This window comes from Fictibacillus arsenicus, assembly GCF_001999465.1.
Taxonomy (GTDB): Bacteria; Bacillota; Bacilli; order Bacillales; family Fictibacillaceae; genus Fictibacillus; species Fictibacillus arsenicus.
The window spans coordinates 125,566-142,716 of record NZ_MQMF01000003.1; the positions used below are offsets into that span (position 1 = coordinate 125,566).

Annotated in this window: 17 protein-coding genes; all 17 read left to right on the forward strand. The window is 39.6% G+C overall.

From position 1 onward, the window contains the following. The 17 genes from mgsA (at position 1) to UN64_RS14730 (ending at position 17,117) form a co-directional block, all read left to right on the forward strand. Positions 1–417 carry a methylglyoxal synthase gene (gene mgsA, locus UN64_RS14650; RefSeq protein WP_077364067.1) on the forward strand — a complete coding sequence of 139 codons (417 nt, stop codon included), beginning with the start codon at positions 1–3 and terminating at the stop codon, positions 415–417. Continuing rightward, positions 414–1,106, forward strand: a complete 693-nt coding sequence (gene bshB1 / locus UN64_RS14655; RefSeq protein ID WP_077364069.1) for a bacillithiol biosynthesis deacetylase BshB1 — start codon at positions 414–416, stop codon at positions 1,104–1,106. The genes mgsA and bshB1 overlap by 4 nt, the downstream gene beginning before the upstream one ends. A 10-nt stretch (positions 1,107–1,116) precedes the next feature. Next, the gene (bshA, locus tag UN64_RS14660; RefSeq protein WP_077364071.1) at positions 1,117–2,247 is read left to right on the forward strand and encodes an N-acetyl-alpha-D-glucosaminyl L-malate synthase BshA; all 1,131 of its coding nucleotides are present in this window, start codon (positions 1,117–1,119) and stop codon (positions 2,245–2,247) included. A 7-nt stretch (positions 2,248–2,254) separates the two neighbouring features. Further along, positions 2,255–3,439, forward strand: coding sequence for a CCA tRNA nucleotidyltransferase (locus tag UN64_RS14665; RefSeq protein ID WP_077364073.1), 1,185 nt, complete (start codon positions 2,255–2,257; stop codon positions 3,437–3,439). After that, positions 3,424–4,410 carry a biotin--[acetyl-CoA-carboxylase] ligase gene (locus tag UN64_RS14670; protein WP_139343136.1) on the forward strand — a complete coding sequence of 329 codons (987 nt, stop codon included), beginning with the start codon at positions 3,424–3,426 and terminating at the stop codon, positions 4,408–4,410. Before UN64_RS14665 ends, UN64_RS14670 begins: the two co-directional genes overlap by 16 nt. A gap of 228 nt (positions 4,411–4,638) precedes the next feature. Beyond that, positions 4,639–5,478: a 3-methyl-2-oxobutanoate hydroxymethyltransferase gene (gene panB / locus UN64_RS14675; RefSeq protein WP_077364077.1), complete on the forward strand. Its 840-nt coding sequence runs from the start codon at positions 4,639–4,641 to the stop codon at positions 5,476–5,478. Then, positions 5,475–6,359, forward strand: a complete 885-nt coding sequence (gene panC, locus UN64_RS14680) for a pantoate--beta-alanine ligase (RefSeq protein ID WP_077364079.1) — start codon at positions 5,475–5,477, stop codon at positions 6,357–6,359. The genes panB and panC overlap by 4 nt, the downstream gene beginning before the upstream one ends. After that, positions 6,344–6,727 (forward strand): aspartate 1-decarboxylase, encoded by a 384-nt coding sequence (panD, locus tag UN64_RS14685; protein WP_077364081.1) that lies wholly within the window; start codon positions 6,344–6,346, stop codon positions 6,725–6,727. Before panC ends, panD begins: the two co-directional genes overlap by 16 nt. A 49-nt stretch (positions 6,728–6,776) precedes the next feature. Beyond that, positions 6,777–9,587, forward strand: a complete 2,811-nt coding sequence (gene dinG / locus UN64_RS14690; RefSeq protein WP_077364083.1) for an ATP-dependent DNA helicase DinG — start codon at positions 6,777–6,779, stop codon at positions 9,585–9,587. Positions 9,588–10,455: 868 nt separating this feature from the next. Next, entirely contained in the window at positions 10,456–10,626 is a 171-nt protein-coding gene (locus UN64_RS14695) for a YpmA family protein (RefSeq protein ID WP_077364085.1), read from the forward strand. Between the two features lie 12 nt (positions 10,627–10,638). Further along, on the forward strand, positions 10,639–11,124 hold the full coding sequence (locus UN64_RS14700) for a cell wall elongation regulator TseB-like domain-containing protein (protein WP_077364087.1): 486 nt from the start codon (positions 10,639–10,641) through the stop codon (positions 11,122–11,124). Between the two features lie 19 nt (positions 11,125–11,143). After that, on the forward strand, positions 11,144–12,334 hold the full coding sequence (locus tag UN64_RS14705) for a pyridoxal phosphate-dependent aminotransferase (RefSeq protein WP_077364089.1): 1,191 nt from the start codon (positions 11,144–11,146) through the stop codon (positions 12,332–12,334). A gap of 68 nt (positions 12,335–12,402) precedes the next feature. Further along, positions 12,403–13,695 carry an asparagine--tRNA ligase gene (gene asnS, locus UN64_RS14710; RefSeq protein WP_077364091.1) on the forward strand — a complete coding sequence of 431 codons (1,293 nt, stop codon included), beginning with the start codon at positions 12,403–12,405 and terminating at the stop codon, positions 13,693–13,695. A gap of 109 nt (positions 13,696–13,804) precedes the next feature. Further along, positions 13,805–14,509 carry a DnaD domain-containing protein gene (locus UN64_RS14715; protein ID WP_077364637.1) on the forward strand — a complete coding sequence of 235 codons (705 nt, stop codon included), beginning with the start codon at positions 13,805–13,807 and terminating at the stop codon, positions 14,507–14,509. A gap of 63 nt (positions 14,510–14,572) precedes the next feature. Next, on the forward strand, positions 14,573–15,232 hold the full coding sequence (gene nth, locus UN64_RS14720; protein WP_077364093.1) for an endonuclease III: 660 nt from the start codon (positions 14,573–14,575) through the stop codon (positions 15,230–15,232). A 210-nt stretch (positions 15,233–15,442) separates the two neighbouring features. Then, positions 15,443–15,799, forward strand: coding sequence for a YpoC family protein (locus UN64_RS14725; RefSeq protein WP_077364095.1), 357 nt, complete (start codon positions 15,443–15,445; stop codon positions 15,797–15,799). Positions 15,800–15,854: 55 nt separating this feature from the next. After that, positions 15,855–17,117 carry a glycosyl hydrolase family 18 protein gene (locus tag UN64_RS14730; protein WP_077364097.1) on the forward strand — a complete coding sequence of 421 codons (1,263 nt, stop codon included), beginning with the start codon at positions 15,855–15,857 and terminating at the stop codon, positions 17,115–17,117. Positions 17,118–17,151 lie beyond the last annotated feature (34 nt).

Sequence of the window (17,151 nt, forward strand, 5' to 3'; positions counted from 1 at the left end):
ATGAAAATAGCTCTTATTGCGCACGATAAAAAGAAAAACGATATGATTAATTTTACAATCGCTTATAAAGATATATTAATGGATCATACTTTATACGCAACCGGAACAACCGGATCAAAAATAAATGAAGCTACAAATCTTTCTATAAACTTGCTGCAGTCTGGCCCATTAGGCGGAGATCAGCAGATCGGTGCACTGATTGCTGAAAACGAACTTGATCTCGTATTATTTTTCAGAGATCCTTTAACAGCGCAGCCGCATGAACCAGATGTATCAGCATTAATGCGTCTGTGTGATGTCTATCAAATTCCGCTGGCAACAAATTTAGCTTCAGCTGAACTTTTTATCAAGTCGCTGGAACGAGGAGACTTAGACTGGCGCAGAATAATCGATGAAAGAGAGTCAGAAAACAAATGAACCTTCAAAACTGGCTAGCTTTCGGTGCACATGCAGATGATGTGGAAATCGGAATGGGAGCAGCAATTAAAAAGGAAACAGAAAGAGCCCGTGAAGTTATAATCTGTGACTTAACAGAAGCTGAACTTTCATCAAACGGAAGCGTTGAGATCAGAAGACAAGAAGCTAAAGACGCAGCTGATATTCTAGGTGTCAAAAATAGAGTGAACCTTCAGCTTCCGGACAGGGGTTTGTACTTACGTGAAGAATTCATCTTGAAAATGGTTTCTTGTATCAGAAAGTTCAAGCCCGAGTATGTATTTGCTCCTTATTGGGCCGACCGTCATCCTGATCATGGAAATTGCGCTAAATTAGTTAAAGAAGCTGTTTTTTCAGCTGGTATCAAAAATATAAAGGATCCAGATGAACTACATGCACATAAGGTGAAGAATATATTCTATTACTTCATCAACAGCACGGAAAGACCATCGTTATTTTTGGATATCAGTGATTCATATTCATATAAAATTCAAGCATTGCAAGCCTATCCTTCTCAGTTTATAAAAACGGCAGACAGTGTTGATACACCGCTCACAAACGGTTATATTGAACGCGTTGAAGCAAGGGACAGGCTGTTTGGACTTGAAGCGGGTACTTCTTATGCAGAAGGTTTTATTCCGGAACAAATTTATGTGACCAACCATTTATAAGGAGATCGTTATGAAGTTAAAAATCGGAATCACCTGTTATCCTACAGTCGGAGGATCTGGGGTGGTTGCTACTGAACTAGGGAAATTGCTAGCAGAAAGAGGCCATGAGATTCACTTTATCACGTCCAGTATACCTTTTCGTCTCGGGAAATTTTATCCGAACATTTTTTTTCATGAAGTAGAAGTAAATCAATATTCGGTTTTTCAGTATCCTCCATATGACCTTGCCCTTGCAAGCAAGATGGCAGAGGTAGCCAAGCGGGAAAAATTAGATCTTCTGCACGTGCATTATGCTGTACCGCACGCAGTATGCGCTGTTCTTGCGAAGCAGATGCTAGATGACAATATAAAAATTGTTACCACTCTTCACGGAACAGATATCACGGTATTAGGCTACGATCCTTCATTAAGTGAGATGATAAAATTCGGCATCGAAAAATCTGATGCAGTAACAGCCGTTTCCCATCAGTTAAAAGAGGATACAGAGCAGCTGCTAAAAACTCAAAAAGAAATTATTCCAGTACATAATTTTGTTGATGAGCGAGTTTATTACAGACGTGATAATAATTCAGAGCTTAAAGAAACATATGGAATAAAAGATGATGAAAAAGTAATCGTACATATATCTAACTTCAGGCCCGTTAAACGGATCCAGGATGTGATCAAAGCTTTTTCTTTGATTAGAAAAGAGATGCCATCAAAGTTATTGCTGATCGGAAACGGGCCTGAGTTAACGGTAGCGTGTGAACAGGTCCGTGAACTCAACATAGAAGATGATGTTTTATTTTTAGGGAAACAGGAGAATGTAGGAGAGCTATTTTCAATTTGTGATATGAAACTTCTGTTATCAGAAAAAGAAAGCTTCGGACTCGTTCTGTTAGAAGCGATGGCTTGCGGTGTGCCTGTAATTGGAACGCGCATCGGCGGTATTCCTGAAGTGATCGTTGATGGTGAGACTGGGTACATGGTAGAAGTAGGAGACACAGCTGCTGTAGCAGATAAAGCTATATCGTTATTGAAAGATGTTGAAAGACATAACCGATTCAGGGAGAATTCTGTTAAGCATGTAAGAGAAAACTTTTTATCTGAAAAAATAGTGAGTGTATATGAAGAAATCTATAACTCTTTAGTAAAGGGTTGAGTTTCAAATGAACAAATTGTTTGAGGAAGCTTCCTTTGTAATAGAACAAATTGAATCAAAAGGTTTTAAGGCGTATTTTGTAGGAGGTTGTGTTCGGGATTATTGTTTAAATCGACCGATAAAAGACATAGACATCGCTTCGAGTGCAAAGCCTGAAGAAATACAAAGCATCTTCCCAAAAACGATTCCAGTCGGTATAGAACATGGAACGGTCATCGTTAGATATAATCATGTTTCTTATGAAGTGACAACCTTCAGAAAAGAAGACAAATATGAAGATTTCCGAAGACCTTCTAAAGTGTGGTTTGTCACGAATTTAGAAGAAGATCTGTCCAGAAGAGATTTTACGTTTAATGCAATGGCAATGGATAAGAACTTTCAGCTCATCGATCCATTCAATGGAAGAGAAGATCTTAAAAAGCAGCAGATCCGAACTGTAGGAAAACCCGATCACCGATTCTCTGAAGATCCACTCCGCATTATGCGGGCATTCCGTTTTATGAGTGTGTACGATATGAGGATTGAAGAAAAAACGAAGTTAGCACTAAAAAAGAATGCACCATTACTAAAAAGAATATCTACTGAAAGAATAACGATGGAATTTAAGAAACTGCTGGAAGGCAAACAGGCCGGAAAAGCACTGCAGCTTATGCAAGATTGTGGTGTCTTCCCATACATGCCTTATCCTTTAGAGGAAATTTCCGAGGGCAGCTTGCTGTCATTTAACTGGAGTTCTTTAAAGAGTGAAGAACAAAGATGGGCGGCTATAATCGTTTTAACTAAAGTGGATGATGAGAGAGATTTCTTAAAGTTATGGAAACTTCCAAATAAGGTGATCCAGTCAGTTTTGAACATTCTTGTTTCATATAAAAAAGAAAAATGGTCAAAAATGGATTTGTACACCACAGGATTAAATGCAGCACTATCAGGGCTGAGGATAAAATGTCTTGTTGAGGATGAATCCTTTGAAGAACAAGCGAGCAAGCTGAAACACCTTGCAAAAGAAATTGTTATTCATTCTAGAGATGACATCCCTTTAAACGGCGAGGACATTTTGAAGATAAAACAAAAAGCGCCGGGTGTGTGGGTAGGACAACTTTTTCAAGAGTTAGAAAAAGAAATTGTTGAAGGTAACCTCCCTCTTTCTGAAAATGAGATCAGCGATTGGGTGAGAAGGTGGGGAAAAGAATGAGAGAAGCATTATTACACATGCTGGCCGAAAAAGAAGGTGAATTTGTTTCAGGTCAGCAGATAAGTGAAAACTTGAACTGTTCACGGACAGCCATATGGAAACATATTTCAGAGCTTAGGAAATCAGGATATTCGATTGAAGCCGTACAGAAAAGAGGCTACCGTCTGCTCACTTCTCCTGATCTTGTAACAGCAGAGGAAGTCTCTTTATATACAGGTGAAGGAACATTCGGCAAAAAGGTTACTTACAAAACATCTGTTAAAAGCACCCAGGAAATTGCACACAGCTTAGCAAGAGAAGGTGCTGTTGAAGGAAGTATAGTAATCGCCGATGAACAGACCGGCGGAAGAGGAAGGCTAGGGAGAGCGTGGCAGTCTCCATCTGGAACAGGTATCTGGATGAGTCTCATCCTTCGTCCCGAAATCCCTCTTCAAAAAGCTCCGCAGCTCACATTGCTTATTGCTGTTGCTGCATCAAGAGCCATTGAAAAAGTCACTGGTCTTGAAGCGGCTATCAAGTGGCCGAATGACCTTTTAATCAAAGGAAAGAAAGTAGCGGGAATTCTGACTGAACTCCAGGCAGAAGCCGATTCAATCCATTCTGTTATTGTGGGAATCGGAATGAATGTCAATCAGGAGAAAAAGCACTTTTCAGAAGAAATTTCAGAAATTGCAACAAGTCTTTCGATCGAAAGCGGAAAAACCTATAAACGAGCTGAACTAGCAGGTGCAGTTTTGCAAGAGATTGAAAATCTGTATAGAAGCTACTTAGACAATGGCTTTGCGGTAATAAAGCTTCTTTGGGAAGCGCGTGCTTACAGCCTTGGAAAAAGAATTACTGCAAGATCTGTCACAGGGTCTATAACTGGCTACGCAAAAGGAATTACGGATGAAGGGGTCCTGCTGCTCGAAGATGACAATGGCGAGATTCATTCAATCTATTCAGCGGATATCGAATTTCCTTCTCACTAAGTTATGTACGTGATAAAATAATCTTATAGGCGGTATCCTTACAGCGGAACTGCACTAGTACTGCAAGTTTTTAAACATCAACCATATATCTGCCTAGATCCAAAATCAGGACCGGGACAGAGGGAGCAAACAATCAAAACGTCTAGGGATGTTTCCTATGCCTTCTTCCTCTTTGGAAGAAGGTTTTTTTGCACTCTGGCCCTGTTAAAAAACAGGGAGGCTAAAAATATGAAAACAACAAAAAGCTTTCTCAAGATGAAAAGAGACGGCGAAAAAATTTCAATGGTAACGGCATATGACTATCCATCAGCTATGATCTGTGAAAAGGCTGGAATGGATCTCATATTAGTCGGAGATTCTCTCGGTATGGTCGTTTTAGGATATGAATCTACCATACCAGTTACATTAGGAGATATGATCCATCATACGAAAGCGGTAAGGCGCGGGGCGTCCGACACGTTTATCGTAACAGACATGCCGTTTATGACCTATCATGGCTCAATCGACGTGACGCTGGACAACGCAAGAAGAATGATGCAGGAAAGTGGAGCATCCGCTGTAAAGCTTGAAGGCGGCAAACAAGTGATCTCTACAATAGAAACATTGACGAACGCTGGTGTTCCAGTGATGGGGCATCTTGGGCTGACTCCGCAGATGGTCGGAGTCATGGGCGGTTACAGCGTGCAAGCGAAAGAAGAGGAAGAGGCAAACAGACTTTTAGAAGAATGTCTGTTATTAGAAAAAGCTGGAGCGTTCGCGCTTGTTTTAGAATGTGTACCTCAGCAGCTTGCAGAAATAGCGTCAAAAAAACTGACGATCCCAGTGATAGGCATTGGTGCAGGTAAACATACAGATGGTCAAGTTTTGGTCTATCACGATATGATCGGGTATGGGTTTCATCATATACCAAAATTCGTAAAGTCTTACGGAAATGTTAAAGATATGATGATCAGAGGACTCGAGAAGTATAAAAATGATGTACAGCAGAGGAAGTTCCCTGAAGAAGAACACAGCTTTAACATGAAACCAGAAACGATCGACCGTTTGTATGGAGGAGTTAAGTCATGATTATCTTGAAAAGCATCCAAGACATGCAGAAATACATGCTCCAAGAAAAAAAAGCAGATAAAAAGGTAGGATTCGTACCAACAATGGGGTATCTGCATGAAGGGCATCTTTCATTGATAGAACGTGCGAAGAAAGAGTCTGACATCGTTGCGGTAAGTATATTTGTCAATCCGCTGCAATTCGGACCGAACGAAGATTTTGACCGTTATCCGCGGGATTTTGAACGTGATAAAAAACTTGCAGAACAAGCAGGTGCAGATGTTCTTTTTAGTCCAGAAACAAAAGAAATGTATCCAGATAGACCTGTTGTCACGGTTTCTGTAAACAGAAGAACCGATGCTCTTTGCGGGAAAAGCAGAATAGGACATTTTGACGGGGTGGCAACAGTTCTTACTAAGCTGTTTCACATTGTTTCACCAGATAAGGCATTTTTCGGTCTGAAAGATGCTCAGCAGGTGGCAGTAGTTCGAGGTCTTGTTGATGATTTTAATTTTCCTGTAGAGATCGTTGGATGTGAAACGATACGAGAATCTGATGGACTGGCGAAGAGCTCAAGAAATGTATATCTTACGGAAGAAGAAAGAAAAGAAGCTCATCACTTGTATCAATCTTTACAAAAAGCCCAGAACTGGGTATCGAACTGCGATAGTGGTGAGACAGAAGAAAAGATGATAAAATACTTGGAGGAACATACTGTTGGAACTGTTGAATACTGCAAAGTTCTTTCATATCCTGAACTTCTTCCTCCAGATAAAGATGACGAAAAGCTGATCATCGCATTAAGTGTAAGATTCAGCAAAGCTCGATTAATAGATAATGTCATTATAGACAACATACTAGAGAAACAAGGAAGCGGGGAAGAAAAATGTTCCGTACATTAATGAAAGCTAAAATACACCGTGCAACCGTAACTGAATCTAATTTAAACTATGTTGGGAGCATCACAATTGATGAAGACATTTTAGATGCAGTTGATATGATCCCGAACGAAAAAGTTCAAATTGTAAATAATAATAATGGTGCGCGTTTCGAGACTTATATTATTCCAGGGAAAAGAGGAAGCGGTGTGATGTGCTTAAATGGCGCAGCTGCGAGACTCGTACAAGAAGGCGATACGATAATTGTTATTTCCTATGCCATGTATGATGAGGCAGAAGCTAAAAATCATCAGCCTAAAGTGGCGATCATGGACAAGAATAATATGATACAAGAAATGCTTGGTGTTGAACCTGAGGCTACCATCTACTAATTATTAATAATCTATTAAGATAGCCGCAGGGGAATGAGGTGAAGAGGCTATGACACGGCGATATGTCGTTATCGATTTTGAAACAACAGGAAATTCAGCAGCAAAAGGAGACCGGATTATCCAGATTGGAGCGGTCGTCGTTGAGGCAGGACAGATAACGGACAGATATTCGACGTTCATCCAGCCAGGCGTTCCCATCCCCCCTTTTATTGAACAATTAACGGGCATCAATGATGACATGGTCAAGGATGCCCCGTTATTTGAAGAAGCAGCACCGAAGCTCCTTCAGATGCTTGAAGGAGCTTATTTTGTTGCGCACAACGTAATGTTCGACTATTCATTCTTACAGGGAGAACTTGATCGCTGCGGGTACTCGCAGCTTTCTATGCCTCTTATCGATACTGTTGAGCTTTCCAGACTGCTCCTTCTCGGTGCCGATGGATATCAGCTAGGAATGCTTGCAGAATACCTTGGGCTAGAACATGAAAATCCGCATCAGGCTGATAGTGACGCAGAAGTAACAGCTATGCTTCTCATGCATCTTTTAGATAAGCTTGAGACCCTGCCGTTACTGACGTTAGAGCGATTATCTCCATTTGTGAAAAAATTGCAGAGCTCACTTGAGAATATCGTAAGTGATATGATCAGTGAGAAATCTGTCTTTTTGGCAGATGAAGAAACATATGATTTTTATCGGAAGCTAGCTCTTAAGAAGACTTCAAAATTAGACATGGAAGAGTATTTTGATGATCTTGAAAGTATAGATGCTTCTGACTTAGAACAAAATTTACAAAAGCACATGGCGCATTATGAGGTTCGTGAAAGCCAGCAAAAAATGGTAGACCTTGTTGATGAAGCACTTCATACGAATCAGCATCTTGTTATCGAGGCAGGAACAGGAGTTGGTAAATCACTTGGCTATCTTATACCTGGTGTTCGTTTTGCAAAAGAAAAAGATCGTCCGCTCATGGTTTCAACGCATACCGTTCAATTGCAGCAGCAGCTGTTAGAACGTGATGTGCCTCTATTGAAGAAAATTATGCCATTTGATTTTACTGCAACACTTTTGAAGGGCAGAAACCATTACTTATGTTTGAGGAAGTTTGAACATACTCTTCAGGATCATCATGAAGACAATTATGATACGAACTTTACAAAGGCTCAATTAATTATATGGCTGACTGAAACAGAACAGGGTGATGTAGAAGAACTATCGATGGCATCTGGCGGAAAACTGTTTTGGAATACAGTGAAAAGTGATGCGAATTCATGCTTGAACCATCGATGTCCATGGTTCTCGAGATGTTATTATCATAAGCAAAGAAAGGCTGCTCATGAATCAGACCTGGTTATTACGAATCATGCTTTATTGTTTACAGATTTAAAATCCGATTCTCAGCTGCTTCCATCTTATAAAGAAGCAGTTTTGGATGAAGCTCATCATATTGAAGAGGTAGTGAGCGATCATTTCGGCAAGGAAACCGATTATTTCACATTTCTAAAAATGCTGGACAGACTTTCTTTAACAGAAAGTGATGGCATGATGAATACGTTAAGAGAACTATCTAATCTGTTGGAAGTTCCAAAGTATGAAACATATCTAGCAAAATGGGACAGTCTGTTTCAAGATGTTAAAAATGAACTAGATGATCTTTTTAAGCAAATTAAAACGATCTGTGTAACAAAAGCTAAGTCCTCTCGATCTTCTGAGTTAACAAAGCAGACACTTCGTTATACGCATGAAGACATAGAAACTGCTCTTTGGGAACCTGTACTTGAGATGGAAGAGAGAGCGAAGCAGTATATTTCAGATTTAGTTAAGCCGGTTAAACGGCTTTTAAAGAGCTTTGATCAGTTTGAGGAACATCTTACTGTTAAACAAAAAGGATTCTTAGTTGATATTGAAGGGCTTCTAAATGATCTGCAGGATGAAGCGGCAGTTCTGCATCACCTTCTGTCATGTCCGTTATCTCAGGAAGTTTATTGGATGGAAGCTGAATCAAAAGGTCCGAGACATGCGGTTACTCTATACGCAAAACCGGTTGAAATCGATCAGATTCTAGCAGACAAATTCTTTGGCAAAAAAAGCAGCGTTGTATTGACATCGGCAACGATGAGTGTGAAAAACAAGTTCAGTTATATATCCGAACGGCTTGGTCTCTTAGACTTTGGTCCTTTAAACGCACAGCTGCCATCTCCTTTCAAATATGAGGAACAAGCAAAGCTGATGGTGCCGACTGACATACCACTCATTAATGAGGTAGATCAAAAAACGTTTGTTGCTAAAATATCAACCTCATTATATGAGATAGCAAAAGTTACAAAGGGCCGGATGCTCGTTCTGTTTACATCATATGAGATGTTGAAAGAAACACATTCTGCTTTTAAATCGTTAATGGATCAGGAAGAGTTCGTGCTGATAGCACAAGGTGTTGACAGCGGGAGCAGAGCAAGGCTAACTAAGAATTTTCAGCGGTTTGATAACGCTATTCTTTTTGGAACGAACAGTTTTTGGGAAGGGATTGATATACCAGGAGATGATCTTTCCTGTCTGGTCATTATTAGACTTCCTTTTACGCCTCCAGATCAGCCTGTAATGGCTGCTAAAAGCGAGAAACTAAAAGCAGAGGGCGGCAATCCTTTCTACGATCTTTCGCTTCCTCAAGCCATCATCCGCTTTAAACAAGGTTTTGGACGATTGGTAAGAAGCAGCAGAGATAAAGGAGCTGTCTTCGTTTTTGACCGCCGGATGATCGAAACACGCTATGGAAAATCTTTTATTCAGTCATTGCCGAAACTGCCCGTTTCTATTAAACCGGTCAACGATCTCGTTGATGAACTTCGGGACTGGATGGATTAGAAAGAAGAAGCTGACATACAAGGGGTAAAATACCTTGTGTTGTCGGCTTTTCGTTTATTGAAAGGCTTGTAATGGATTCCTGCGTTTCGTGGTGATTAGCTAAAATTGCTTGAACTCTTAGATTTAGCTTGAATGTGTAATAAATAAATGTGTTTCGCAAAACTTTGTTGTTTTTGAATTTTGAAGGATGCTAATTTTCGCTCTTTGGACTCGCTTTCCGCAGGGTGTGCGGTGAGCCCATTCGTCGCAGTGCGACATTTAATGGTCTCACCTGTCCCACTCATCCTGCAGGACAAGGAAAGCTCCGACAGCGATATATCGCACGAAGAAAATATGATTTTCATTTTCGAGGAGTCTCGTCCTTCCGCTCCAATTAACTATTCAATGAAGAATTTCTTAAAATCTCTCTTTGGAAATTTTTAGAAAGGTCATTTTCTAAAGATTAGTTGCATTTGGCTTTTTCAATTCTCATCATTGCAAGTTGATTGGAGCGTGCCTGCCACCTGATAAGCTTCTCGCTAGGCATGCGACGAGGAAACTCACATCGGTAGCAAATACTTGTAGACGCAGGAGCAAGGATACTTCCATGAAGCGGTCAGGTGGAGACTCCTAATGGCGCAAAGCGGCAGGAGGCTCACCGCACGCCCCGTGGAAAGCGAGCAGCCTGGAGCGGAAATCAACTACTTTCAAAAGCAACAATGTATGCGAAACAGCCTTTAGAAAAGAACTTAAATAAAAGATTAAGTACCGTGAAAATGTTTTATGAACGTTGAATAATCCACTGTTTTTAGGCATTCTAAAGTACCACTTTAAATGAATTTCTGATATAGTAAACAGGGATAAGTTTCAAAGTATAGGAGGAAGAACAATGGAAAGTAAAATCGAGGTTCTTTCTACAGTTAAGGTAGACAAGTCAAGTGATTTGTACAAAGTTGTTTCAGAATTGAACAAGACATTAAAGCACCAGGATTTAATGTTTGGGCTTGCGTTAGATGACGAGAATAAAGAGAAGATGATTTTTACGATCTATCGAACATAGAGAGGCTGAAATATGGGAAAAAAGTGGATACTTATTATTGTTGGCATTTTGATTTTAGCAAGCTGGCAGGCTTACTATCTTTATAGCGGAGTGCACGCTAAACCTCAGAAAAAAGAAGCTGAAGCTGTTGAACTTGCCAAAAAAGAAAAAAATCTTACATCTGTTACAAATGTAGAGCACTTTTTCAAGAATGAAACTTATTATGTAGTAGAAGGCAAGAACGAGCATGGGACCGACATGATCGTCTGGGTAGGAAAAGATAAAGAGATTTTTTCCGAGATTGCTAAAAAAGGCTTATCAGAAAAACAAATGATTGATTATGTGAAAAAGAACCATAATGCTGTGGAAATTATTGACAGCCGTTTAGGCATGGAAGATGAGATCCCATTATGGGAAGTCGTCTACATCGATGATCAAGATCGCTACACATATTACTATGGATACTTTGAAACTGGGAAACGGTATGAAATCTACCGTTTAAAAGAATCAGAACAATAAACAGCGGAGGGATATTTAAATGAATCTTGCAAAACGCGTGGAGGCATTGACACCTTCAACAACATTGGCAATTACAGCAAAGGCAAACGCACTTAAAGCAGAAGGTCACAATGTAATCGGTCTTGGTGCAGGAGAGCCGGATTTTAATACTCCGATACATATTATTGAAGCTGCTTATCAGTCTATGAAAGAAGGACATACAAAGTATACAGCTTCTGGCGGTCTTCTTTCGCTTAAAAAAGCCATCACAAACAAATTAAAGGAAGATCAAGGGCTAACTTATGAAACTTCTGAAATCATCGTGAGTACAGGAGCTAAACATTCACTTTATTCCTTGTTCCAGGCAATAATAGATGAAGGAGACGAAGTGATCATCCCTATTCCTTACTGGGTAAGCTACCCTGAACAAGTTAAACTTGCAGGGGGAGTTCCAGTTTACGTAGAAGGAAAAGAAGAGAATCAATTTAAGATTACAGCAGACGATTTGAAAACATCAATCACAAAACAGACAAAAGCGCTTGTTTTAAATTCTCCGAGCAATCCGACTGGCTCCCTTTACACAGCTGACGAGCTGAAAGCGATCGGTGAAGTTTGCCTTCAAGAAGACGTACTGATCATTTCCGATGAAATCTATGAAAAATTAATCTATGGCGGGGCAAAGCACACATCTATTGCTGAACTTTCACCAGAGCTGAAAGAGCAGACGATCATCATTAATGGACTTTCAAAGTCACATGCGATGACAGGATGGAGAATCGGGTTTGCAGCCGGAAACGCTAAGATCATTAAGGCTATGACAAATTTGGATAGCCACAGTACATCTAATCCAACAACGATTTCTCAGCATGGTGCTTTAGCTGCTTATAATGGCACACAAGAGCCGGTTGAAGAGATGCGTCAAGCTTTTGAAGAACGTATGAACAAAGTTTATGAGCGTCTTATCACATTGCCTGGCATCAGTTGTGTTAAACCAAATGGTGCTTTCTATCTGTTCCCGAATGCAAAAGAGGCTGTTAAAAATACAGGTTTCTCAACAGTAGACGAATGGGTTGAAGCGATCTTAGAGGAAGAGAAAGTTGCGCTTGTTCCAGGATCCGGATTTGGTGCTCCAGATAATGTTCGGCTTTCATACGCTACTTCATTGGATACGATCATGGAAGCACTTGACCGAATTGAACGTTTTATCGTCCGCCATTCAAAGAAAGATTGATTTTTAGTGAGCAGTCATTCATAATTTTTTGATAGAGACAGATTTTAGAAACAGTGGAGGTACATTTTGTGAAAACTACTATTCAAAAGCTACGTGATCATGTTGGTGAGACTGTAACGATTGGTGCATGGCTCTCAAATAAACGTTCTTCTGGTAAAATTGCTTTTTTGCAGCTGCGTGATGGAACAGGATTTGTTCAAGGTGTCGTTGTAAAAAGCGAAGTTGGTGAAGAAATTTTTGCAAAAGCTAAAGGATTGACTCAAGAATCCAGTCTTTACGTAACAGGTACTGTAAAAGAGGACGAGCGTTCAGCACTTGGTGTGGAACTTGAAGTAACTGATGTTGAAGTACTGCATCAAGCGATAGATTACCCGATCACACCGAAAGAGCATGGAACAGAATTTTTGATGGATCACCGTCACCTATGGATTCGTTCAAAACGCCAGCACAGCATTTTAAAGATCAGAAACGAAATCATACATGCTGTAAACGAGTTCTTCTATAACAATGATTTTGTAAAAGTAGACCCTCCAATTCTTACAGGAAGTTCTGCTGAAGGAACAACGTCATTGTTCCATACAAAATACTTTGAAGAAGATGCTTATCTTTCTCAAAGCGGACAGCTTTATATGGAAGCTGCAGCGATGGCACTTGGAAAAGTATATTCTTTCGGACCGACTTTCCGTGCTGAGAAGTCTAAGACACGCCGTCACTTGATCGAGTTCTGGATGATCGAGCCTGAGATGGCATTTGTTGAACACGAAGAATCTCTTGAAATTCAGGAACAGTTCATCTCACATATCGTTCAATCTGTTATTAAGCGCTGTGAAAACGAACTAAAAACACTTGGCCGTGATATTACGAAATTAGAGAACGTTAAAGCTCCTTTCCCTCGAGTTTCTTACGATGATGCGATTAAAATGTTAAAAGAAAAAGGGTTTGATGATATCGAGTGGGGTGACGACTTTGGTGCTCCTCATGAAACAGCGATTGCTGAAAGTTTTGATAAGCCTGTATTCATTACAAACTACCCTAAGGATATTAAAGCTTTCTATATGAAGCCAGATCCAAACCGTGATGATGTCGTATTATGTGCAGATTTGATTGCTCCTGAAGGATATGGAGAGATTATCGGAGGAAGCCAGCGTATAGACGACCTTACTCTAATGGAGCAGCGTTATGAAGAACACGGATTAACAGATGATGCTTATAAGTGGTATCTTGAGCTTAGAAAATACGGAAGCGTACCTCATTCAGGATTTGGTCTTGGCTTAGAACGTACAGTTGCATGGATTTCAGGTGCGGAACACGTTCGTGAAACGATCCCGTTCCCTCGTTTGTTAAACCGTTTATATCCTTAATAAATATGAAAAATCTCCCTGCTGCAGGGAGGTTTTTTTCTTGGCTTTATAAAAAGATAAAGCAAGTTCTTATGCTATAATGGTACAAGAGGTGTTGCAAGTGAACGGAATGTTATTTGAAAAATGGATGTCAGAAGGATCGGTCAGCATACCAAATATGCTTTTAAAATCATATAAAAAAATAGGACTTTCAGATACTGAATGTATGCTGTTCATACAGCTTCATGTCTTTATTGAATCTGGAAACTATTTTCCAACCCCGATAGAACTGGCTGAAAGGATGACAACTTCATCTCATGAGATGTCTTCTATGCTTCGTTCATTAGTAGGGAGAGGTCTTCTAGGGATGGAACAGTACGAAGATAAAGAAAAAGGCGTTTATTTTGAAGCGTATACCTTGCAGCCGTTATGGAACAGGCTGATGGATAGTTTAAAAGAAGAGGAACAAATACTGAAAGAGACAAATAAAGAACAGCTTGAGCAGAATGTATTTGTTTTATTCGAAAAAGAATTCGGCCGGCCGCTTTCTCCAATGGAGCTTGAAACATTAAAAATTTGGATGGATGAAGACCAGCAATCTCCAGAACTCATACTAACGGCATTAAAGGAATCTGTTTTGTCCGGCAAGCTTAACTTCAGATATATTGACCGCATTCTTTTTGAATGGAAGAAAAACGGGATAAAGACCCCGGAAGCCGCAAAGCAGTATGGAGAGAAATTCCGTGTGAGACAGCTGCAAAAATCTGGCCATTACGATAAACCAAGAAAAGACAGTGAATTAAAACGGCCCGTATATAATTGGCTTGAATCATAACTGCAAAACAAACAGACCCTGATAAAACTGGGTCTTCTTTTTCATTACAGGAGGAATGTAATCGTGTTAAACAAAGCTCAGATTCAATTTTGTCTGGAACAGATCGAGGATATGTTTCCAGATGCTCATTGTGAGCTCCATCACTCAAACCCATTCGAGTTGACGATAGCCGTCCTGTTATCAGCACAATGTACGGATGCGCTTGTAAATAAAGTAACTCCAAAGCTTTTTGAAAAATATAAGAAGCCTCAAGATTATTTAGATGTTTCTCTTGAAGAACTTCAAGATGACATCAGATCAATCGGACTCTATCGCAACAAGGCGAAGAACATACAAAAATTAAGTGAGTTGGTGCTTAACGAATACGGAGGAGAGATTCCAAAAGACCGTGATGAGCTGACAAAACTTCCAGGTGTCGGAAGAAAAACAGCGAATGTAGTCGTTTCCGTTGCTTATGATGTCCCTGCTATTGCAGTTGATACACATGTTGAACGTGTATCAAAAAGACTAGGAATCTGCAGATGGAAAGATTCTGTTTTGCAAGTAGAAGAAACACTGATGAAAAAGATTCCTAAAGAGCTATGGGGAGCTACACACCACCGCCTTATCTTCTTTGGAAGGTATCATTGTAAGGCGCAAAATCCTAATTGTCCTGAGTGTCCACTGCTGTCCATATGCCGTGAAGGCAAAAAGAGGATGAATCAAAAAGAGAAGAAGAAATGACATCTAAGAACAATCATAGACTGACTCAATCTCTAGAGTCAGTTTTTTAAATTCGTTTCATTTGTTTTATGGTAATATTTGTTAAATTATGTGATGGAAGACTATTTTTATATGATGGCCTGCATTTTTTATGTGATGAGAGTATGTATTTATGTGATCATGACTGATTTCTATTTGATATAGCCTTTTGACAAAAGGAGAGAGTTCATTTTGGAACAATATACAGAGCAATTAACAGAGATTTTTAAAGAATGGAAAGAAAAGAGTCCATTTATAGCGGATTGTTTTAAAAACCGTGATCGAAATAAAGCAAAAGAACCTATGATTTATTTTTTTCATCAGTTTTTGAAGGTGTTATTCTGCGGTAACAGAAAAATGGTCGATGAACAGGCCTTAAAAAAATGGAAAGAGAGCGTTAAGGAATTGGATCGACTACCAGTTAATGCAATAGAGCGCCTTTCATTTATTAAAGAACAGCCGGATCATTATCAATCTTTTATTCAGTTAAGTGAATTATTTTCAGAATGGGAAAAGAAAAGTGTCATACTATTAAAGCGGAAAACATAAGGACAAGGTACTTGGACATATGATGAAAGCATGAGATGTTTCAAGGAGGGGTATCATGCAGATTCATGTGGTGAAAAGAGGCGATTCCTTATGGAAGCTTTCACAGTACTATAGACTACCATGGCAAGAGCTCGCTACGGTAAACAGGCTGACAGCAAAAGATAAACTTTCTGTTGGCCAGACACTATTTATCCCTACACCTTTTACTTATACAGTTCAGCCAGGAGATACTCTGAAAGAGATCGGAGATATGATTGGCGTTTCTGTTACACAGCTTCAGCAGGCTAATCCGGGTGTTACAGATGCGAATTTAGTGGCTGGAAAGCAGTTGAATGTCCCAGAACGAACAAAAAGAGATATTACTACAAATGCATTTGCTGAACCCGTTCCAAAAGCAAAAGAAAATTTTGCTGCAGCAGCGAAAAGTTTAACGTATATTACAATGTTCAGCTATGAGGTAAATGAAAACGGCGAATTAAAGCCGTTGGATGATACTGAATTTTTAAGAGACGCAAAAAATAAAAACGTAAAACCACTCATGTCTATTACAAATATTAAAGACGGGGAGTTCAGTGAAGAGGTTGGTACCGCGATATTAACAAACAAAGAAATCACGAACAAAGTAATTGATAATTCTATAGCCATGATGAAGCAAAAAGGATACCAAGGAATATCTGTTGATTTTGAGTTTTTAGGTAAAAAAAATAAAGAAGCCTATAATCAGTTTTTAAGCACACTTACTGAAAAGATGCACCAGCAGAAATATATCGTGATGACTGCAGTAGCACCGAAGATCAGTGCAACACAGATTGGGGAATGGTACGAATCGCATGATTATAAAGCTCATGGTGAGATCGTGGATTACGTCATTTTGATGACATATGAATGGGGTTATAGCGGAGGACCGCCGATGGCAGTCAGTCCTATCCCTTCTGTTAAAAAGGTGCTTAACTATGCAGTAAGTGAGATAGACCCGAAAAAAATATTAATGGGTATAAATCTATACGGGTATGACTGGACGCTTCCTTATAAACCTGGTGGAGAATTTGCTAAAGCATTGAACCCAGTTCAGGCAACACAGCTTGCAGGGAAAAGACAGGCAGCCATTAAGTACAGCAGAAAAGATGAAGCCCCATATTTCAGATATTGGGATAAAGATAAAAAAGAACATATTGTTTGGTTTGAAGATTTACGAAGCATGAAAGCGAAATTTGATATTGTCGATCAATATGGATTCGCTGGTGTAAGCTTTTGGAATTTATCATTTGGTTATCCTGTGTTTTGGAACTACTTAGTTGACCGTTACAATATTAAATAAAAAAATCCGCCAGCTGATTTAAGCTGGCGGATTT